At 71.9% G+C, this 19,774-nt stretch carries 19 protein-coding genes; 8 read left to right on the forward strand and 11 right to left on the reverse strand.

Annotated features, from left to right (window positions below; all coding sequences use genetic code 11):
- Window positions 1–73: 73 nt before the first annotated feature.
- Window positions 74–745 (reverse strand): potassium channel family protein, encoded by a 672-nt coding sequence (locus tag ACQP17_RS27320; RefSeq protein ID WP_249637036.1) that lies wholly within the window; start codon window positions 743–745, stop codon window positions 74–76.
- A complete protein-coding gene (locus ACQP17_RS27325) occupies window positions 742–1,410 on the reverse strand; it encodes a potassium channel family protein (protein ID WP_189096324.1) in 669 nt (222 codons plus the stop codon). The genes ACQP17_RS27320 and ACQP17_RS27325 overlap by 4 nt, the downstream gene beginning before the upstream one ends.
- A gap of 330 nt (window positions 1,411–1,740) precedes the next feature.
- Between ACQP17_RS27325 and ACQP17_RS27330 the strand changes: the two genes are divergently transcribed.
- The 3 genes from ACQP17_RS27330 to ACQP17_RS27340 all read left to right on the forward strand — a co-directional run bounded on the left by ACQP17_RS27330 (window position 1,741) and on the right by ACQP17_RS27340 (window position 7,594).
- The gene (locus ACQP17_RS27330; protein WP_433860021.1) at window positions 1,741–3,717 is read left to right on the forward strand and encodes an NAD-binding protein; all 1,977 of its coding nucleotides are present in this window, start codon (window positions 1,741–1,743) and stop codon (window positions 3,715–3,717) included.
- Window positions 3,718–4,050: 333 nt separating this feature from the next.
- Window positions 4,051–6,102: an APC family permease gene (locus ACQP17_RS27335; RefSeq protein WP_433858629.1), complete on the forward strand. Its 2,052-nt coding sequence runs from the start codon at window positions 4,051–4,053 to the stop codon at window positions 6,100–6,102.
- Window positions 6,103–6,265: 163 nt separating this feature from the next.
- Window positions 6,266–7,594, forward strand: coding sequence for a class I SAM-dependent RNA methyltransferase (locus tag ACQP17_RS27340; RefSeq protein ID WP_433858630.1), 1,329 nt, complete (start codon window positions 6,266–6,268; stop codon window positions 7,592–7,594).
- Window positions 7,595–7,621: 27 nt separating this feature from the next.
- Here ACQP17_RS27340 and ACQP17_RS27345 read toward each other — a convergent pair whose 3' ends face one another.
- Both ACQP17_RS27345 and ACQP17_RS27350 read right to left on the reverse strand, forming a co-directional pair.
- Entirely contained in the window at window positions 7,622–8,494 is an 873-nt protein-coding gene (locus ACQP17_RS27345) for an SAM-dependent methyltransferase (RefSeq protein ID WP_433858631.1), read from the reverse strand.
- Between the two features lie 390 nt (window positions 8,495–8,884).
- Window positions 8,885–9,736, reverse strand: coding sequence for a LysR substrate-binding domain-containing protein (locus ACQP17_RS27350; RefSeq protein WP_433858632.1), 852 nt, complete (start codon window positions 9,734–9,736; stop codon window positions 8,885–8,887).
- Between the two features lie 104 nt (window positions 9,737–9,840).
- Here ACQP17_RS27350 and ACQP17_RS27355 point away from each other — a divergent pair, with 104 nt between their 5' ends.
- Window positions 9,841–10,350 (forward strand): cupin domain-containing protein, encoded by a 510-nt coding sequence (locus ACQP17_RS27355; protein ID WP_433860022.1) that lies wholly within the window; start codon window positions 9,841–9,843, stop codon window positions 10,348–10,350.
- 238 nt (window positions 10,351–10,588) lie between these two features.
- On the opposite strand, the gene ACQP17_RS27360 is transcribed toward ACQP17_RS27355, so the two are convergent.
- From ACQP17_RS27360 to ACQP17_RS27370, 3 genes are read right to left on the reverse strand one after another with little or no spacing between them, the layout of a single operon-like run.
- Window positions 10,589–10,930 (reverse strand): STAS domain-containing protein, encoded by a 342-nt coding sequence (locus ACQP17_RS27360; protein WP_433858633.1) that lies wholly within the window; start codon window positions 10,928–10,930, stop codon window positions 10,589–10,591.
- Window positions 10,927–12,216: a PP2C family protein-serine/threonine phosphatase gene (locus tag ACQP17_RS27365; RefSeq protein WP_433858634.1), complete on the reverse strand. Its 1,290-nt coding sequence runs from the start codon at window positions 12,214–12,216 to the stop codon at window positions 10,927–10,929. The genes ACQP17_RS27360 and ACQP17_RS27365 overlap by 4 nt, the downstream gene beginning before the upstream one ends.
- On the reverse strand, window positions 12,216–13,019 hold the full coding sequence (locus tag ACQP17_RS27370; RefSeq protein WP_433858635.1) for an alpha/beta fold hydrolase: 804 nt from the start codon (window positions 13,017–13,019) through the stop codon (window positions 12,216–12,218). Before ACQP17_RS27370 ends, ACQP17_RS27365 begins: the two co-directional genes overlap by 1 nt.
- A gap of 186 nt (window positions 13,020–13,205) precedes the next feature.
- Between ACQP17_RS27370 and ACQP17_RS27375 the strand changes: the two genes are divergently transcribed.
- Complete coding sequence (locus ACQP17_RS27375; RefSeq protein ID WP_433858636.1) at window positions 13,206–14,411, forward strand: PP2C family protein-serine/threonine phosphatase; 1,206 nt, start codon at window positions 13,206–13,208, stop codon at window positions 14,409–14,411.
- A 45-nt stretch (window positions 14,412–14,456) separates the two neighbouring features.
- On the opposite strand, the gene ACQP17_RS27380 is transcribed toward ACQP17_RS27375, so the two are convergent.
- The 4 genes from ACQP17_RS27380 to ACQP17_RS27395 form a co-directional block, all read right to left on the reverse strand.
- Entirely contained in the window at window positions 14,457–14,987 is a 531-nt protein-coding gene (locus ACQP17_RS27380; RefSeq protein WP_433858637.1) for a DinB family protein, read from the reverse strand.
- A 136-nt stretch (window positions 14,988–15,123) separates the two neighbouring features.
- Window positions 15,124–15,675 (reverse strand): hypothetical protein, encoded by a 552-nt coding sequence (locus ACQP17_RS27385; protein ID WP_433858638.1) that lies wholly within the window; start codon window positions 15,673–15,675, stop codon window positions 15,124–15,126.
- A 141-nt stretch (window positions 15,676–15,816) separates the two neighbouring features.
- Entirely contained in the window at window positions 15,817–16,122 is a 306-nt protein-coding gene (locus ACQP17_RS27390) for a hypothetical protein (protein WP_433858639.1), read from the reverse strand.
- Between the two features lie 258 nt (window positions 16,123–16,380).
- Window positions 16,381–16,947, reverse strand: coding sequence for a hypothetical protein (locus tag ACQP17_RS27395; RefSeq protein ID WP_433858640.1), 567 nt, complete (start codon window positions 16,945–16,947; stop codon window positions 16,381–16,383).
- A gap of 381 nt (window positions 16,948–17,328) precedes the next feature.
- Here ACQP17_RS27395 and ACQP17_RS27400 point away from each other — a divergent pair, with 381 nt between their 5' ends.
- The 3 genes from ACQP17_RS27400 to ACQP17_RS27410 are packed head-to-tail and all read left to right on the forward strand — an operon-like array spanning window position 17,329 to window position 19,641.
- The gene (locus ACQP17_RS27400) at window positions 17,329–17,784 is read left to right on the forward strand and encodes a MarR family winged helix-turn-helix transcriptional regulator (protein ID WP_433858641.1); all 456 of its coding nucleotides are present in this window, start codon (window positions 17,329–17,331) and stop codon (window positions 17,782–17,784) included.
- Window positions 17,781–18,818 carry an ATP-binding cassette domain-containing protein gene (locus ACQP17_RS27405; protein ID WP_433858642.1) on the forward strand — a complete coding sequence of 346 codons (1,038 nt, stop codon included), beginning with the start codon at window positions 17,781–17,783 and terminating at the stop codon, window positions 18,816–18,818. Before ACQP17_RS27400 ends, ACQP17_RS27405 begins: the two co-directional genes overlap by 4 nt.
- Entirely contained in the window at window positions 18,778–19,641 is an 864-nt protein-coding gene (locus tag ACQP17_RS27410; RefSeq protein ID WP_433858643.1) for an ABC transporter permease, read from the forward strand. The genes ACQP17_RS27405 and ACQP17_RS27410 overlap by 41 nt, the downstream gene beginning before the upstream one ends.
- Window positions 19,642–19,774: the final 133 nt, after the last annotated feature.

The raw sequence follows: 19,774 nt of genomic DNA on the forward strand, positions 1-19,774 counted from the left end.
CGCACCGAACGCTGTGGCCCGGGAACCGTACGGTTCCCGGGCCACAACGTTCAGCGGGCCGAAGCGGCCGGCGCTAGGAGCCCTCGTGCCGCACCGACAGCAGGTCCTCCAGCTGCTCCTCGCGCGACTGCGCCGCGACGAACAGCAGCTCGTCACCGGCCTCCAGCGCGTCCTCCTTGTTGGGCGTCAGCACCCGCGTGCCGCGGATGATCGTGACGAGGGAGGTGTCCTGGGGCCACTCCACGTCGCCGACCCGGGTGCCGGCCAGCGCGGCCTCCGGCGGCAGCGTCAGCTCGACGAGGTTGGCGTCGCCGTGGCTGAAGCGCAGCAGCCGCACCAGGTCACCGACGCTGACGGCCTCCTCGACCAGCGCCGACATCAGACGCGGTGTGGAGACCGCGACATCGACGCCCCAGGACTCGTTGAACAGCCACTCGTTCTTGGGGTTGTTGACCCGCGCGACCACCCGCGGCACGCCGTACTCGGTCTTGGCGAGCAGCGAGACGACGAGGTTGACCTTGTCGTCACCGGTCGCCGCGATGACGACGTTGCACCGCTGCAGCGCCGCCTCGTCCAGCGAGGTGATCTCACAGGCGTCGGCCAGCAGCCACTCGGCCAGCGGCACCCGCTCCACCGAGATGGCGGTCGGCGCCTTGTCGATGAGCAGGATCTCGTGACCGTTCTCCAGGAGCTCGCCGGCGATGGAACGGCCCACCGCGCCCGCGCCCGCAATCGCGACCCTCATGACTGCGCCCCCTCGGGACCCGTGGCGAATGCCGCCTCGACCTTCTCGACCTCGTCGGTGCGCATCATCACGTGCACCAGGTCGCCTTCCTGCAGCACCGTCTGCGAGGTCGGCAGCATCGCCTCGCCCAGCCGGGTGAGGAACGCGACGCGGACGCCGGTCTCCTCCTGCAGCGTGCTGATCTTGTGTCCGACCCAGGACGGGTCGGTGTGGACCTCGGCGAGCTGGACGCCGCCGCTCGGGTCCCGCCACAGCGGCTCCGCGCCCGAGGGCAGCAGCCGGCGCAGCATCTGGTCGGCCGTCCAGCGGACGGTGGCGACGGTGGGGATGCCCAGGCGCTGGTAGACCTCGGCGCGGCGCGGGTCGTAGATACGGGCCGCGACGTTCTCGACGCCGAACATCTCGCGGGCCACCCGGGCGGCGATGATGTTGGAGTTGTCACCGCTGGAGACGGCGGCGAAGGCGCCCGCCTCCTCGATGCCGGCCTCGCGCAGGGTGTCCTGGTCGAAGCCGACGCCGGTCACCCGGCGGCCGCCGAAGGACGACCCCAGGCGACGGAACGCGGTCGGGTCCTGATCGACCACCGCGATGGTGTGACCCTTGCTCTCCAGGGTCTGCGCGAGCGCGGAGCCCACGCGCCCGCACCCCATGATGACGATGTGCATGCTGATTACCCCGTGCCCTGTACTAGCGCGATGACCTGCACAAACACCCTGCTCACTACTTCCTTCTCCCAGTACCGGCGACACGAGGCCACGGCTCGCGACACGGACCCGGCGGGGTTGGCGGGAGCGCCGCCCGCGCCGTGGTCCGGTACAACCGTAGCCGCAATGCCCACCCCGGTAGGGGGCGCGGTGGGCGCCATTCGGATGGGGCCCCGCCCGGCGGCGTGAGCGCCTCCCGCACCGGGCTGCGCCGCGCCGCTCCCGTAGGGCACGCTGGGCGATGTGCCCAACCTGCCTCTCCAGCCCCAACAGGGCTCCTACACCTCGCACATGGTGGTCTGCGGCGACGACGCGCTCGCGCGCCGGCTGGCCGCCGAGCTCCGGGACGTCTACGGCGAACGGGTGACGCTGGTCGTCCCCTCCGCCCGGGAGCCGCACCGCCCCCGCATCCCGCCGCCGGCCCGTGCGCTCGACCGGGCGACCGCGCTCCTGGGCCGGGTGTCCGCGGCGGTCGCCCGTACCCCGCCGGCGCCGTCCGAGGCCCTCGGGGACGGCACGGAACCCCCGGAGGAGGCCGTCCGGATCGTGGAGGCGGCGCAGCCGGACGACCTGGCGCTGGCCGAGGCGGGCGTCGCCACGGCGGGCGCGCTGGCACTCGTCTATGACGACGACGAGCTCAACATCCACGCCGCGCTGCGTGCCCGCCGGCTCAACCCCCGCCTGCGGCTGGTCATCCGGCTCTACAACCGCAAACTCGGCCAGCACCTGGAGGAGTTGCTCGACCAGGCCGCGGCGGTCGCCGCCCTGGACACCGCCGGCGGCGGGGACGCGGGGGCTTCCGACGCCGCCGATGCCTCAACGACGGTGCTGTCCGACGCCGACACGGTGGCCCCCGCGCTCGTGGCCACCGCGGTCGCCGGGACCAGCAAGGTCATCGAGGCGGACGGGCTGCTGCTGCGGGCGGTGGAGCGGATGCCGGTGCCGCCCGGCCGGCCCGGTGACCCCGGCCTGTGCACCCTGGCGCTGTTGCCCGCCGCCGCCAACGACCCCGGCCAGGAGCCGGGTTCGGGCCACGGCGGCGACGAGGGGCCGCTGCTGCTGCCCGACGACGCCGCGGTCGCGGGGGCCGCCGGCTGCGGCACCGTCGTCCTGGAGACCGTCTCCTATACGGGGCGGCCGGTACGCCCCGCGCGGCTGCGCGGCCGGGGCGCGCCGCTCGCCTCGCTCTTCTCCCGGCGGCTGCGCTGGTCCCTGGCCGGCGTCGTCGGCGCGGTGCTGGCGCTGGCCGTCGCCTCCTGGCTCACCACGGGGCTGGACCCGGTGCACGGCGCCTACCTCACGCTGCTGGACCTCTTCGCGATCAACGATCCGGCGCTCGGCCAGCCGCTGCCCCGCAAGATCCTGCAGCTGCTGTCCGGGCTGACCGGGCTGTTGCTGCTGCCGGTGCTGGTCGCGGCGGCGTTCGAGGGGCTGGGCACCTTCCGCAGCGCCTCCGCGCTGCGCCGCCCGCCGCGCGGCCTGTCGGGGCACGTGGTGCTGCTCGGCCTCGGCAAGGTCGGCACCCGCGTCCTGGCCAGGCTGCACGAGAGGGGCATCCCCGTGGTGTGCATCGAGGCGGACCCCGAGGCGCGGGGCATCGCACTGGCCCGCCGGCTGCGGGTGCCCACCGTCCTGGGTGACGTCACCCAGGAAGGGGTCCTGGAGGCGGCGATGATCGGCCGGGCGGCCTCCCTGCTCGCCCTCAGCAGCGCGGACACCACGAATCTGGAGGCCGCCCTCTATGCCCGCAGCGTCACCCCGGGGCTGCGGGTCACCCTGCGGCTGTTCGACGACCGGTTCGCCACCGCCGTCTACCGCACCCTGCGCGCCGCCCACCCGGGGGCGCTCACCCGCAGCCGCAGCACCTCCTTCCTGGCCGCGCCCGCCTTCGCCGGCGCGATGATGGGGCGTCAGATCCTGGGGGCCATCCCCGTGGAGCGCCGGGTGCTGCTGGTCGCCCGGGTCGGGGTGCGCGGCAATCCCGCGCTGGAGGGCCGCACCGTCGCCGAGGTGACGCGGCCCGGGCGGCTGCGGGTGCTGGCCGTCGACACCTCCGCGCCCGACGAAGCGCAACCGCAGGCCGCGGCCGCCGCGCCACCCCCGGACACCGAGCGCGAACCGGCCCGCCTGGTACACGAACTCGGCGACGACTACGTCCTGCGGCCGCAGGACCGGGTGCTGTTGGCGGCCACCCGGCAGGGGCTCGGTGATCTGCACGTCCGGCGGCCGCGCACCCCAGGAGCCGGAGCCGCGGCCCGGCAGGGCTGACCCCGGGGCGGGGGAGCGGGCGGAGCCCTGACCGCTTCCCCGCCCCGGGGCCGCACCGTGACCCCCGCGTCGCACCACGTCACCGGTGTGATCACTGTGTGACGGCTCCACTCGTTCCCGTGACGACTGCCGGCGGTGCGTGACGAACGACACAGGCCGGGCCGCCGTGTCCGGCCCGTGCGTGCGACGTGCGGATCCTGTGCGGGCACCGCCTCGTGGAACGCCCGTCAGCAGGCCGGATGTGCCCCACGGGGCCCGGCGCGCTCCCGGGGGTGGGCACCGGTGCGGGGAGCGGGTGGGCGCGGGCCTTGACGAAGGCTTAGCATCCTCTGCGTGTCCAAACTGACCGACGTGCCCAAACGGATCTTGATCGGGCGCGCACTGCGCAGCGACAAGCTCGGGGAGACCCTGCTTCCCAAGCGCATCGCACTCCCCGTCTTCGCCTCCGACCCGCTCTCCTCGGTGGCCTATGCGCCCGGCGAGGTGCTCCTCGTCCTGTCCGTCGCGGGTGTCTCTGCGTACCACTTCAGCCCCTGGATCGCGGTCGCGGTCGTGGTGCTGATGTTCACGGTCGTGGCGTCGTACCGGCAGAACGTGCACGCCTACCCGAGCGGCGGCGGCGACTACGAGGTCGCCACCACCAACCTCGGCCCCAAGGCGGGTCTCACGGTCGCCAGCGCCCTGCTCGTCGACTACGTGCTGACCGTCGCGGTCTCCATCGCCTCCGGTGTGGAGAACCTGGGCTCCGCGATCCCCTTCGTCGTCCAGCACAAGACCCTCTGCGCGATCGCCATCATCGTGCTGCTGACGCTGATGAACCTGCGCGGCGTCAAGGAGTCCGGCAAGCTCTTCGCGATCCCGACGTACGTCTTCGTGGCCGGCGTCTTCATCATGATCGCCTGGGGTGTGATCCGCGCCGTCGTCATGGGCGACACGATGCAGGCCCCCACCGCGGGCTTCACCATCCACGCCGAACAGGGCGGACTGGCCGGCTTCGCACTGGTCTTCCTGCTGCTGCGCGCCTTCTCCTCCGGCTGTGCCGCGCTCACCGGCGTCGAGGCGATCTCCAACGGCGTCCCGGCCTTCCGCAAGCCGAAGTCCAAGAATGCCGCGACCACCCTGGCCCTCATGGGCGGCCTGGCCGTCACCATGTTCTGCGGCATCATCGGCCTGGCCATGGCCACCCACGTCCGGATGGCCGAGAACCCGGCCACCGACCTGCTCCAGAACGGCAAGCCGATCGGCTCCGGCTACACCCAGAACCCGGTCATCTCGCAGGTGGCCGAGGCGGTCTTCGGCAAGGGCAGCTTCCTCTTCGTCATCCTGGCCGCCGCCACCGCGCTGGTGCTGTTCCTCGCCGCCAACACCGCCTACAACGGCTTCCCGCTGCTCGGCTCGATCCTCGCCCAGGACCGCTATCTGCCGCGCCAGCTGCACACCCGCGGCGACCGCCTGGCGTTCTCCAACGGCATCGTCCTGCTGGCCGGCGCCGCCGCGATCCTCGTCTACCTCTACGGCGCGGACTCCACCCGGCTCATCCAGCTCTACATCGTCGGTGTCTTCGTCTCCTTCACGCTCAGCCAGATCGGCATGGTCCGTCACTGGAACCGTCATCTGCGCTCGGAGACCGACCCCGCCAAGCGCCGCCGGATGCACCGCTCGCGCGCCATCAACGCCTTCGGCGCCTTCTTCACGGGCCTGGTCCTGGTCGTCGTCCTCCTGACGAAGTTCACCCACGGCGCCTGGGTCGCACTGCTCGGCATGGTCATCTTCTTCGTGACGATGTCCGCGATCCGACGCCACTACGACCGGGTCGCCGACGAGATCGCCGCCGAGGAGACCCCCGACGACGAGGTGGTCCGCCCCTCCCGGGTGCACTCCCTCGTCCTGGTCTCCAAGGTCCACAAGCCCACCCTGCGCGCCCTGAACTACGCCAAGCTGATGCGCTCCGACAGCCTCGAAGCGGTCAGCGTGGACGTGGACCAGGCCGACACCAAGGCCCTGCGCGAGGAGTGGGAGCGGCGCGGCATCGAGGTGCCGCTGAAGGTCCTGGCCTCCCCGTACCGCGAGATCACCCGGCCGATCATCGACTACGTCAAGTCGCTTCGTAAGGAGAGCCCGCGCGACGCCGTCTCCGTCTACATCCCCGAGTACGTCGTCGGCCACTGGTACGAGCACCTCCTCCACAACCAGTCCGCGCTGCGCCTCAAGGGCCGCCTCCTGTTCACCCCCGGCGTCATGGTCACGTCCGTGCCCTGGCAGCTGGACTCCTCCGAGGCCGCCAAGCTGCGCGCCCGCAAGCGCGCCGAGTGGAACGCGCCCGGCGCCGTCCGCCGCGGACCGGTCAGCCAGCCGAAGAAGGAAAAGTCGGCCACCAAGAAGTAGCCGCCGGCCCCCGGACCCGCGCCACGGCCGGGTCCGGGCGGCACGGCCGCCCAGACGCCCGGGGAGGACGGGGCGCCGGGCACCGCACGCCGGGCCGTAGACTTGACGGTCGGCGTCCCGCCGCACCGCCCCGGCACCACCCCATCTCAGGAGCCCTCCCGCCATGCAGGCAGAACCGAAGAAGTCGCTGGTCGGCGAGGAGTACGAGGTCGAGGTCGGCCCGGTCGCGCACGGCGGTCACTGCATCGCCCGCACCGGCGAGGGCCAGGTCCTCTTCGTCCGGCACGCCCTCCCCGGTGAGCGCGTCGTCGCCCGCGTCACCGACGGCGAAGAAGGCGCCCGCTTCCTGCGCGCCGACGCCGTCTCCGTCCTCGACGCCTCCAAGGACCGCGTCGAGGCCCCCTGCCCCTTCTCCGGCCCCGGCCGCTGCGGCGGCTGCGACTGGCAGCACGCCGCGCCCGGCGCCCAGCGCCGTCTGAAGGCCGCGGTGATCACCGAGCAGCTCCAGCGCCTGGCCGGGCTCACCCCCGAGGACGCCTGCTGGGACGGCACCGTCGAGCCCGCACCCGGCGACAAGGTCGCCAAGGGCGAGGTGCCGGCCTGGCGCACCCGCGTCCAGTACGCCGTCGACGCCGAGGGCCGCGCGGGCCTGCGCAAGCACCGCTCCCACGACATCGAGCCGGTCGACCACTGCATGATCGCCGCCCCCGGCGTCTCCGAACTCGGCATCGAGCAACGTGAGTGGCCGCAGATCGCCACCGTCGAGGCGATCGCCGCCACCGGCTCGCACGACCGCCAGGTCGTCCTCACCCCCCGCCCCGGCGGCCGCCTGCCGATCGTCGAACTCGACAAGCCGGTCTCCGTCCTGCGCGTCCACGAGAAGGACGGCGGCGTGCACCGCGTCCACGGCCGCCCCTTCGTCCGCGAACGCGCCGCCGACCGCACCTGGCGCGTCGGCAACGGCGGCTTCTGGCAGGTCCACCCGAAGGCCGCCGACCTCCTCGTCGAGGCCGTCATGCAGGGCCTGATGCCCAAGAAGGGCGACATGGCCCTCGACCTGTACTGCGGCGTCGGCCTCTTCGCCGGCGCCCTTGCCGAACGCGTCGGCGACAAGGGCGCGGTCCTCGGCATCGAATCCGGTAAGCGCGCCGCCGAGGACGCCCGCCACAACCTCGCCGACCTCGACCGCGTACGCATCGAACACGGCAAGGTCGAGGCCGTCCTCCCCCGCACCGGCATCACCGACGTCGACCTCGTCGTCCTCGACCCGCCCCGCGCCGGCGCCGGCAAACAAACCGTCACCCACCTCGCCTCCCTCACCCCCCGCCGCCTCGCCTACGTGGCCTGCGACCCCGCCGCCCTCTCCCGCGACCTCAAGTACTTCGCCGAGGCGGGGTACGTACCGCGGCGGATGCGGGCGTTCGATCTGTTTCCGGTTACGCATCATGTGGAGTGCGTGGTCATCCTGGAGAAGGCGGTTAAGGGCGCCTGAGCTGGCCGCGTCGGAGGCGTGCGTGGCTTATGGCTTATGGGCGACGCCGCCGGCGATGCAGCGCTGGGCTGCGTTCTTCTCCTTGAGTTGAGGGCCGTCCGGCCGCCAGTCGCCGCACGGAACCAGGTATGGGGGGACCATCTCCAGGCCGTTGAAGAGCTCCTGCAGTTCGGCCCTGGTGGAGAAGGTGCCACTTCCCATCCTGCTCTGCAGGAACTTCTCCTCCATCTTCCGGGCGGCCTGGCTGTGCTCGTCCTCCGGATCGAGGAAGTGACTGATCGCCACGTAGGAGCCCGACGGCAGCGCGTCGATGTAGGCGCGCATGATGTCCTTGCGGGAGCGCGTGACCTCGTTCTTGTAGTGGTGCAGCGTTCCGATGTGCAGCAGCGCGATGGGCTCGTTCCAGTCCAGCCTGGACCGCACGATGTCATTGTGTAGCAGCTGTTCCGGTTCGAAGATGTCCTCGGAGACGAGGACGGTGTGCTCGTTCTCCTCCAGCAGTGCGCGGCCGTGGGCCAGCACCGCCGGGTCGTTGTCCACGTAGACGACCCGCGAGTCCGGGTCGACCCGCTGCACCACGTGATGGGTGTTTTCTGCGGTCGGTAGGCCCGAGCCGCAGTCCAGGTACTGGGTGATGCCTGCCCGGCCTGCCAGGAACCGGCAGGCGCGGATCAGGAAGGCGCGGTTCTCGACTGCCAGGTCCTGGACCTCCGGAACGGCCTTCTGCACACTCCGAACTACCTCGCGGTCCACCTCGTAGTTGTCGTTGCCGTTGAGGAAAGCGTCGTACACCCGCGCGATACTGGGTCGTGTCGTATCGATGTATGCAGGCGCGGAGTTATCAGACGTGGCGCTGGACATCGGGCACCTCATAGGAAGTCTCTTGGACGGGACGGGCATTGCGCAGCGCGATGCTGCCACCGTCTGGCGGACGGGGCCGGTCGGTCAACGGATTCCGCCCGCCGTAAGTACTGAGCACTTCCATGATTGCCGGTAAAGGCCGTACCCATCCCTTCGCGTGGTCTGGAGCAACACACGGCGGCCGCTCGGGTTGTGAGATCGGAAGCAGGCCATGCGTGCGTCGCCTCCTCGGCCACTGGACATTTCCGCACGGGGCGGTGCTCGGCCCGGGCACCGTCACCGGGTCGAGACTCTCGGGGACGACCTCACGAGCGCCATCCCCGACGTTCGCGCAGGGCATCGATCAGCTCAACTGCCGCAGATTCAGATGCTCCTGAGCGAACGGGACCTCCAACATGCTCGATGGTGGCCGATGGATGCCGTAGCCGTTCAGCGGCCGTACGCGGCCCGTGCGATCTCGGCGAACGAGTGGATCAACGGGTTGGTGTCGCCGGTGTTCCATGCCGCGACCACTTGGCTCGGTGTCATGTCGGTCAGCGGTACGGCGGTCAGGTTCGCGGGGAGGTCGTGGCCGAGGGGGGCCAGGCCGACGGTGCCGTTCCAGAGCACGGCGTGCAGGCATTCGTGGACGACGCGTACGACCGGGCCCTCGCGTGGTGTGCCGCCGTTCCAGTACGACTGCCAGGCCGGGTCGGTGCCTTCCGGGAACTGGAACCAGCGGCGGTCGGCCAGGTCGGCCAGTGTCAGGTGGTCGCGACGGGCCAGCGGATCGTCGGCGCGCAGGACCGCGCCGACCGGATCCGTACGCAACTGACGCACCGTCAAGGCGGTGTCGTCGAACGGTGCGCGGGTCAGGGCGATGTCGACCAGTCCGGCGCGCAGCCCGCAGGTCGGGTCGGTCAGGTCGGTGTCGCGGATGCGGATGTCGACACCGGGGTGCTTGCGGCGGAAGGCGGCCGCCAGCCTGGTGACGCCGGGGTCGGTGCCGTCGCCCAGGATGCCGAGGGTGAGGGTCGCGGTGCCGGCCGCCGCGCGGACGCGGGTGCGAACGCGTTCGGCCCGGTCGAGCAGGGGCCGCGCTTCGTCGAGCAGCACGGCTCCGACCGGGGTGAGGGAGACGCCGGCGGGCGAGCGGGCGAACAGCAGGGCACCGATCTCCGTCTCCAGCTGCTTGATCGCCCGGCTCAGCGGCGGCTGGCTCATGTGCAGTCGGGCGGCGGCCCGGCCGAAGTGGAGTTCCTCGGCGACCGCCACGAAATAGCGCAGGGTACGTAGCTCCACGCTGCCACGATACCCACGAGGTATCGGGGTGCGAGAACCGGTCTTGGACACGCGCAGGGTCCCGGCGGTGCACTCAAGACATGACCGAAGACATGACCGAAGACATGACCGATGAAGCGAAGAGCAGTGCATCGCAGGCCAGTGAACCGCAGGCCGTGCCCGCCGTGTCGGTGGTGGGGCCCGATGACGGCGAGCGGATCGTTCTGGGCACCACGCGCATGCGCGTCCTCGAGGACGGCAGCCACACCGGGCACCGGCTGGGGGTCACCGAGTCCGTCCTCGCCCCGTACACCCCCGGACCGCCGCAGCACCGTCACGCCGAGCACGACGAGGGTTTCTACATCGTCTCCGGCACGGTGCGGTTCACCGTTGGGGACAAGAACCACGACGCGACCGCGGGCACGTTCGTGACGGTCCCGCCCGGAGCCCCGCACACCTTCGCCAACGTGACGGACCGACCCGCCGTCATGCTCAGCGTGTTCACCCCCGACCTGTACGTGCAGTACTTCCGGGACCTGCAGAGCATGACCGCCGACGGCAGGCCGCTGACACCCGAGGAGGGCATGCACGTGATGAGTCGTTACGCCACCGAGCCCGCCGCTGACTTCGGCTGAGTCGACGGGGTGCCCCCGCCCGGCGGCCCGCCCGGTTGTTCGCCCCGGACCAGCACCGCCGAGGCGCTCCCGTCACTCGGCACGCGGGGCCGCTCACGCGCTGCGGTGCACCCGAGCAGTGAGGACCGTCAGGTGCGTCCTGTTCAACGTCGCCTCCTCGCCACGGCGAAGGTGACCGTCTGGTCGGCCATTCCGTGAATCAGATCCCACCCGCGCCGGTGTGACACAGCGCCATGGATCAGTGCGTGGCCGTGGCCGTGTCGCTGTCCGGGTGGAGGGTGAAGATCTGGTCGAGTCCCACGATCCGCAGGACGCGGCGGGTGTTGGCGGGCACGGCGGCGAGTGTGATGTCCGCCTGGGCGGCTTGGGCGTGGCTGCGGGCCGCGATCAGGGCGGTGATGCCGCTGGAGTCGCAGAAGTCCATGCCGCCCAGGTCCAGGACGAGGCGCTGGCCAGGGCTGAGGGCGATGGTGGGGATGAGGGCACGCAGGTCGGCGGCGGTGGCGTGGTCGAGGGCGCCGAAAATCTCCACGACGGGACCGGTCGCGGCGTCTCGGGTAGTGATCTTCAGCGGGTTCATCGTTCGTTTCTCGTTCGGGGGTCAGGGGTCGGGGCGCCCAGTGCGAGCAGTGCGGTGTCGTCGTCGAGGCCGTCTCCGAGGCTGTCCAGCAGGCCGGTCAGGGCCTGGATGACGGCGTGTGCGGGTTTGCCGGCGTGTTCGGCGGCGAAGGCGCGCAGCGCGTCGTCCCCGTACAGGTCGGCGCGGTCGGTACCGGTGCGCGCCTCGGTGAGGCCGTCGGTGTAGAGCAGGAGGGTGTCGCCGGGGGAGAGGACGGTGGTGGCGGTGGTGAAGCGCGCGTCGGGCAGGACGCCGACGAGGAGGCCGCCGGGGGTGGGCAGGTAGTCGGCGGTGCCGTCGGCGCGCAGGACGAGGACCGGCGGATGGCCCCCGGACGCGAGATGGATCGTGAGCTGTCCGGTGGCGGCGTCCGGTGCGAGGGTGCCGAAGACGGCGGTGCAGTAGCGCGGGTCGCCGGTTCCGGAGTAGCGCGCGTGGAGGACCTTGTTGAGGGTGGTCAGGGCGGAGACGGGGTCGGGGTCGTGCAGGGCGGCGGCGCGCAGGGTGTAGCGGGTCAGTGAGGTGACCGCGGCGGCCCGTGGGCCCTTGCCGCACACGTCCCCGAGGAAGAAGCCGAAGCGATCGCCGTGGAGGGGGAAGACGTCGTAGAAGTCGCCGCCGAGCCGGTCGGGCGAGGCGGTGTGGTAGTGGGCGGCCGTCTCCACTCCCGGTATCGCCGGCAGGGCGTCGGGCAGCAGCGACTGCTGGAGCACGGCGAGGGCGTCCTGGAGCCGGGCGCGGTCGGCCTCCGCCTGTACGCGGGCTTCCTCGGCCGCCTGCCGGCCACGCAGCAGTTCTTCCTCGTAGGCGCGGCGTTCGCGGGCGTCGAAGACGGTGGTGCGGATCAGCAACGGCTCGCCGCCGTCACCGTGCTTGACCACGGAGGAGGCCAGCACCGGCAGTCGGCCGGCGCCGGACGACTTGATCTCCAGGGCGATGCCGCTGATCTCGCCCTGCATGCGCAGCAGCGGCGCGAAGTGCGTCTCGTGGTACAGCTTGCCGCCCATGGTCAGCAGGTCGGGGAACCGCAGCCGGCCCACCACCGCCGCCCGCTCCAGGCCGAGCCAGCCCAGCAGCGTGGTGTTGATCTTCGCGATGGTGCCGTCCATCAGCGTGGAGAGGTAGCCGCACGGCGCGCTCTCGTACAGCTCCTCGGCGCTGTCCTCCAGCAGGGCGGCGAAGTCGGCGTTCGCCGTCTTCTCGTCGTCGGCGTCCTGCGGGTCGGGCTGCTGCCCGGTACGGCACATCACCGCAGCCCTGCCAGGAAGCTGGTCAGCGCCTCGTTGGTGGCCTCGGGCGCGGAGAGGTGCGGGCAGTGCCCGATCGCGTCGAGGGTGACCAGTGTCGAGCCGGCGATCGCCTGGTGGACGAACGCGCCGACCTCCCTGGGGGCGATGACGTCCTGGCTGCATTCCAGCACCAGCGTCGGCACCGTCACCTTCTTGAGGTCGTCCCGGGAATCCGACAGGAACGTGGTCCGGGCGAAGACGCGCGCCATGTCCGGGTCGGTCGCGCAGAAACTGTTCTTCAGCTCCTCGCCGAGCTCCGGCCGCTCCGGATTGCCCATGATCACCGGTGCCATCGCCGCCGACCAGCCGAGATAGTTCGACTCCAGCGACGCCAGCAGCTCGTCGATGTCCTCGCCGGTGAACCCGCCCCGGTAGCCGTCGTCGTCGATGTACCGCGGGGACGGGGCGACCATCGCCAGCGCCCCGATCCGCTCCGGAGCCATGGCGGCGGCCAGCACGCCGATCATCGCGCTGACCGAGTGCCCCACGAACACCGCGTCGCGCAGGTCGAGCGCCGTGCACACCTCCACCACGTCCCGGGCATAGCCGTCGAGAGAGGCGTAACGCTCCTCCGAGAACGCCGACGGGTCCGCCCGGCCCGCACCCACGTAGTCGAACAGCACCACCCGGTACTCCTCGATCAGGGCAGGCACGGTCAGCCGCCACATGTTCTGGTCACAGCCGAACCCGTGCGCCAGCACCACTGTCGGCCCCTGCGCATTGCCGGTGACGGTGACGTTGTTCCTGCGAGCGATGTCCATACCGGTCAGTCTCTCAAGTGCTGGCGGCCGGGCCGCCCGGGCCACGATGCCCGCTGGCCACGATCATCCGGAGGCGCTCGGCCTGCGGAGGGGATGTGACATGCCGTCAGTCGGCGTAATGGCCCGACGGGGTCGTCCGGCCGCGACAGGCTGTGGGTCTTGATCACGGTCGTGTCGGGAGCCCGTGTGGACAGGTCGGGTCAGTGGATCTTCGAGCGGATCGGCCGCGACCGCCGGCCGGACCGGGGTCGTGCGGGCGGGCGGCTCACGGCGATCGTCGACGACAGCGGCTTCGAGGTGCCCCGTCCGCCCGCGTGGATGCGCTGGCTGCCGCTGGCGTATGTCGTGTGGGTTCTGCTGCTGGAATTCGTGACCCCCACGCCTTGGGCGGTGAGTTTCCTGCTCATCGCGCTGCCGGTCACCGCCGCGTACACCCTCGGCCCCCTCGCGGTCGCGGCGATCACCGTCTTCGCGATGGTGCTGGAGGGCGTGCTGGCCGGCACGCCGTGCTGCACGGGACACAACGTGCACCAGCTGTGGGAGAACCATCATGTCGCCGCCTATATCGCCACCGGCCTGGTCGGCATCGTCGGTGTGGCACTCGCCGCCCACCGCCGGCGCCAGGAGCAGCAGTTGGTCCGTGCCCATTCGGTGGCCGAGGCGCTGATGCGCACACTGCTGCGGCCGGTGCCGCACCAGGTCGGGCAGGTGCGGGCGGCCGGTCTCTACCGGTCCGGCGAGGTCGGCAGCATGGTCGGCGGCGACCTCTTCGACATCCGCGCCACCCCGGCCGGGGAGCGCGCGCTCATCGGCGACGTCCGCGGCAAGGGGCTCCAGGCCGTCCGTACGGTGGCCGACCTCCTCGGCAGCTTCCGCGAGGCCGCCTACGACCAGGTGGACCTGAAGGCGGTCGCCGCCCGGATGGAGCGATGCCTGACCCGCGAGGCCGAAGAGGTCCCCGACGACGAACTGTTCGTCACCGCCGCCCTGGTCGAGTACGACGCCATCGCCCAGCAGGTGACCATCGTCAACCACGGGCACATCGAGCCGGTGCTGATCTCCGGGGGTGAGGTGACCGCGCTCACCGGGCCCCCTGCGCTGCCGCTCGGTCTGGGCAACCTGGACGACGAGGACCCCGTCGCCTACACCCATCCCTTCACCCACGGCGACGTCCTGCTCCTGTGCACCGACGGCCTGATCGAGGCCCGCGACCAGAACGGGGCCTTCTACCCGCTCCTCGACCGCCTCCGGTACCGCTTCGCCGGCCGTCCCGCTCCCGGCCCCGTCGACGTCATCGACTTCCTCAACACCGACCTGCCGCGCCACACCCGGGTCTTCCATGACGATGTCGCCCTGTTGGCGCTGGGGCCGTCTGACGTCGGTGAACCGTAGGTCTCCCGGAGCCCGTCCCGTCCGCGGCGTCCCCCGGCTCATGCGTCAGACGCCCGTCCGGCCGTCGAGCCGCTCGCGGAGGAAGTCGGCGTGGCCGCAGTGGCGGGCGTATTCGGCGATCATGTGGGTGTAGATCCAGCGCAGGGTGACCTGTCCGCCCAGGAAGGGGCTGGTGTCGTCGAGGGAGTGGACGGCGCAGCGGGCCCGGGCGCGGTCGATCTCGGACTGCCAGAGCGGGAGCGCCTGTGCGTAGGTGGCCCCCTCGGGGAGGTCGAAACCGCCGTCGGTGCCCTCGGTGACATCGGGTCTCCCGCTGTCGGCGCCGGGCGGGAAGACCGGCGGGGTGTCCTGCTGGGCCAGCACCCGGCAGAACCAGTTCCGTTCGACCTCGGCCATGTGCCGGACGAGGCCGAGCAGCGTGAGCGGTGAGGGTGCCACCGCCGCCTCGCGGAGCTGATGTTCCTCCAGGCCGTCACATTTCTGCGCGAGGGTGGCGCGGTAGAAGTCCAGCCAACTCTCCAAGGAGGCGCGCTCATCGGCGTCCGGAGGCGGCATGACACGTTCGGGAGTGCTCATGTCGTCATCGTGGCAGGGGGGTCTGACAATGCCCGGTGACCAGCGGAAAGGCGAGCTGGAGGGCGAGCGGGGGGAGGGGGCCGGTCGAGCCGGCGGGTCGAGCCGATGGTCTCGACCGTCCCGGGCGGGCTTCGCGTCACTCCTGCTGGTGGGCCGAGCGCGCCGCCTCCACGAAGTCCTCCAGCGCCGCCCAGAACGGGCGGAAGGCGGCGTCGAATGCGAGCAGGTCGGTGGAGTCGTGACGGTCGCCGGCGTCGTGGGACAGGGCCGAGGTCACGGCCGTGTAGAAGGGGCCGGTTGCCTGCTGGAGGGCGAGCGCCGCGGCCGCCGCCGAGGGCGGGCCCTCCAGCTCGACGACGCGTGCGCAGCGCCGGATCCTGGCGTACTCGGCGACCTCGCGCTCCCGCAGCTCGCCGAGGGTGGCCGTACGGTCCGGGGAGCCGGGCTGCCGCAGCGTGGCGGAGATCTCCCAGAGCAACTCGCCCATGTGATGGGTCTGTTCGATGAGATCCAGGTAGGCCGCGCGCCGGCTCTCCCGCAGGCGTTCGGCCCGCTGGGCGCGGGCGGCGATCTCGGCCTGGACCCTGGCGGCCTGGGTGCTGCCGCGGCCGGTGACCCAGCCGGCGAGCACCGCCGTGCCGCCGGTCACCGCCGCGATCGCCAGAGTCCATACCGTGCTGTCGCCCACGTGTCGCCACGATACCGAGCCGTGACGGAGCCTCGTCAGCCGACCGCAATGCCGGCCTCGGCGGCCGGCCACAATGCCCGCCCTCAGCGGCCGACCACTACGGACGGCCTCGACCGTTGCCCCGCCGCGACCGCCACCCCGTCACGAGGGGAATTCGGCCGGTGGCACCGTGCTCGTGGTCGCATTGCCGCCGACGACCTTGTTGAGGGTGAAGGTCAGCACCGTGTACTGCGTCCCGCCGGTCACCCGCACCGTCTTGAAGTGCGCCTGGTCGTCGAACTTCTCGAAGCTGCACTCGCGGGTGAAGGACCTCTTCCGGCTGTTCCAGTCCTCGCCGGTGGTGAAGTACACGGTGTAGAAGCCGTTGTTGACGCTCCGTATGGTCGCGTGCGACCCGTGGCGTACATAGACGGAGAACGCGGTGTGCTTGCCGCGGGTGAGCGCCACGACCGCATCGCGGGCCGTGCCGTTCCTGACGGTCAGCCGTCCCAGGCCGGCTCGGCTGCCGTCGCGGACCAGGGCACCGTTGGCGAGCCGCCGGTGCTCGGCCCGTTCCGTACGCGGCAGGTGCAGCGAGGCGTCGTAGCCGAGGGCGGTGAGGGCGCGCCCGGCGGACGTGACGCTCTGCGGGCTCTGCGCCCGCCCGAGTTCGACGCGGGGGGCCGTGGCGCAGCGGCCGCCGTCACCGCGGGCGCTCTTGAGGTCCTACCCCAAGGCCCTTAGCGCGGAGACGAGTTGACTGTTGACGGATGAGGCGTCGTCGGGTGCTGCGGTCATTTGCAGGGTGTCGGCCGCCCTGTCGGCGCGGGACGACGCCGTGTCCAGGGCGGCGTTCAGGGCGCTGCCCTCGTGTGCCTTGTCCACCGCGCGCAGTGCCCGGTCGAGCGGTTCGAGGGCGCCGGTCAGCGTGTGGCGGTAGGTGGCCCGGTCGACGGAGGGCGCCGGGTTGGGGGACGAGCCGGCCGCCGAGCCGGCCGTGACGTCCGACGGGGCCCCGCTCGCGCCGTCCGGGGAGCAGGCCGACAGGGGTAGCGCGAGGGCGAGGGCCGCGGCGGCGAGGCCCGCCGCCCGGTGCGTGGTGCGCAGGCGGCGCCCCGGGCGCGGCAGCGATGCGGGCGCGCTGCGAGCCGCGTCGTGCGCCGGGCCCCTGACCTCGTCGTACGGGGGACTCCCGCCCTCGTCGCGGGTCGGAATCCCGCCGTCGTGGATTGGTCTCCCGTTCCTGGCCGGCGGTGTCCCGCCCGTCGCGCGCGCAGACGTGTACGCCCTCATGAGTCCCCCGATTCCCCCGGTATCCCCCGACATCCGGCAACCGCCGGAAGAACCAGGTTTCTCCGACCGTCAGGGACTGTCAAGGTCGTTGAGGGGGGCGGTAGTTGTGCGACGGGACCGCCGATTTTCCGCTTCCGTGGGTGGGATCCGGTCAGGCGCGTCTTCGGCGGAGCCTCCAGGCATTGATCGCCCCGGGTGACCCTCTCCCGGGGGTGGCTGCATCGCTCGACGTCCCGTAGGTGGCCCTCCGCAGGGGGTGCCGAGCCGTCCGTCTTACCGGCCATGGGGCCCGTGCGGCAGGCGGGACCCCGGGTACGCCGTTAGAGCCCCCATCCGGCGTGCGTCCTCCCACTACCTCTCACTCAGAGCTAAAATTGGGGCATGGCTGCAGGGGAGTTCCCCGACTCGCTCGTCGAGGTGCTGGCCGGTGTCCAGCGGCTGATCAGGCGCCGGCTGCGGGCCGGGCTGACCGCACCCCGGCTGCGCGGCGCCGAGGTGGAGCTGCTGCGGCTGGTCGCGGACCGGCCCGGGATACGGGTGTCCGCCGCGGCCAGGGAACTCTGTCTCGCCGGGAATTCGGTCTCCACGCTGGTCAATCAGCTCGGCCGGGCCGGATTTCTGCGCCGTGAGACCGCCGCCGACGACCGGCGCTCGGCCCTGCTCTACCCCACCCCCGAGGCCCGGTCCCGGCTGCGTGACTGGGAGACCCGCCGCAGCGCCCTGGTGAGCGAGCAGCTCGCGCGCCTCCCCGAGGCCGACCGGGCGGCGCTGGCCGCGGCCCTCCCGGCGCTGCGCCGGCTCGCCCACAACCTGCACGAGGAGGCGGCGGGTCCATGACCACCGACGACGGCGGACGGCCGGGAGCCGGGCTGCCCGGTACCGGCGGCCCGGACCGCGCGCCGCGCACGCCCGCTGCGCCCGCCCCTGGCGCCCCCGGCCCGTCCGCGCCCCCTCCCGACGCGGTGACCTGCCGTGGTCTGCGGTACGCCTTCGGCGAGACCCGGGCCGTGGACGGCGTCGACCTGGCCGTCCGCCCCGGGGAGGTCTTCGGGCTGCTGGGGCCGAACGGAGCGGGCAAGACCACCGCGATCCGCTGCATCACCACCCTGCTGCCCGTACCGGACGGCATGGTGCGGGTCTTCGGGCATGACGCGTCCCGGGAGCGGATGGCGGTGCGCCGGCTGCTGGGGTACGTGCCGCAGCAGCTGTCCGCGGACGCCGGACTGACCGGCCGCGAGAACGTCGCGCTCTTCGCCCGGGTCTTCGATGTCGCACGCCGTGAACGAGCCGCCCGCGTCAGCCAGGCGCTGGCGGCGGTCGGCCTCGCCGACGCGGCGGGCCGGCTGGCCAAGACGTACTCCGGCGGCATGATCCGCCGCCTCGAACTCGCCCAGGCGCTGGTCAGCGCGCCCCGTCTGCTGATGCTCGACGAGCCGACGATCGGCCTCGACCCGATCGCCCGTACCAGCGTGTGGGAACACATCAACGCCGTACGGGCCGCCACCGGCATGACCGTCCTGGTGACCACGCACTACATGGACGAGGCCGACCAATACTGCGACCGTCTCGCGCTGATGCACCATGGCAGGATCCGCGCCCTAGGCACACCGGACGAGCTCCGCGCGGCCCTGAGCGCCCGCCGCCGCGCGGCCCGCACACCGGCCCCGCCCACCGCCACCGCCTCACCGGGCACCCCCGCCACTTCTCCTGCCTCTCCCGCCCCTTCCTCATCGGCCCCATCGCGCCCGTCCGAGACCGCACCGACACTGGAGGACGTCTTCCGGGACGTCGCCGGCAGTGGCCTCGACGAGCAGTCTGGAGACTTCCGCGATGTCCGAAGCACCCGCCGCACCGCCAACCGAGTCGGCTGAGCCGGCCGCCGTCACCGGACGGCTGGACATGCTGCTGACCCCGCCGCGCGCCCGCCCCGGCTGGCAGGTGCTGCCCGCCAGGGTCGTCGCGATGTGCGTGGTCGAGCTGCAAAAGCTGCGCCACGACCGGACCGAGCTGTACACCCGCGCGGTCCAGCCCGCCCTGTGGCTCCTGATCTTCGGTGAGACCTTCACCCACATCAAAGCCATTCCGACCGGCGGCATTCCGTACATCGACTTCCTGGCGCCCGGCATCATCGCCCAGTCGGCCATGTTCATCGCGATCTTCTACGGCATCATGATCATCTGGGAACGGGATGCCGGCATCCTCACCAAGCTGCTGGTCACGCCGACCCCGCGGTCCGCTCTGATCGCCGGCAAGTCCTTCGCCGCCGGGGTCAAGGCGCTGATCCAGGCCGTCGTGGTGATCGTGATCGCCGCGCTGCTCGGTGTGGCGATGACCTGGAACCCGCTGCGGCTGCTCGCCGTCGCCGTCGCGGTGGTCCTCGGCTCGGCGTTCTTCTCCTGCCTGTCCATGACGATCGCCGGCATCGTGCTCACCCGCGACCGGCTGATGGGCATCGGCCAGGCCATCACCATGCCGCTCTTCTTCGCCTCCAACGCCCTCTACCCGGTGGCGGTCATGCCGGGCTGGCTCCAGGCGGTCAGCAAGGTCAACCCCCTGAGCTACCAGGTCGATGCCCTGCGCGGACTGCTCCTGGGCACCCACGCACATCTGGCCCTGGACTTCACGGTCCTGACCCTGGCCGCCGCCGTGGGCATCGCCGCCGCGGCCTCACTCCTGGGACGCCTGGCACGCTGAGCGGGACGTGCGGGACGAGCGCGTTGAGCCGGACGCCGGGGTGGGACCGGTCCGTTCGCGTACCTGACCGCACCCCCACCTCGCGACCGAATCCCCGCCACTCACCCGCGCTTCCGAAGCCAAGCCACCAGCG

This window comes from Streptomyces kronopolitis (genome assembly GCF_050953795.1).
Classification (GTDB): Bacteria; Actinomycetota; Actinomycetes; order Streptomycetales; family Streptomycetaceae; genus Streptomyces; species Streptomyces kronopolitis_A.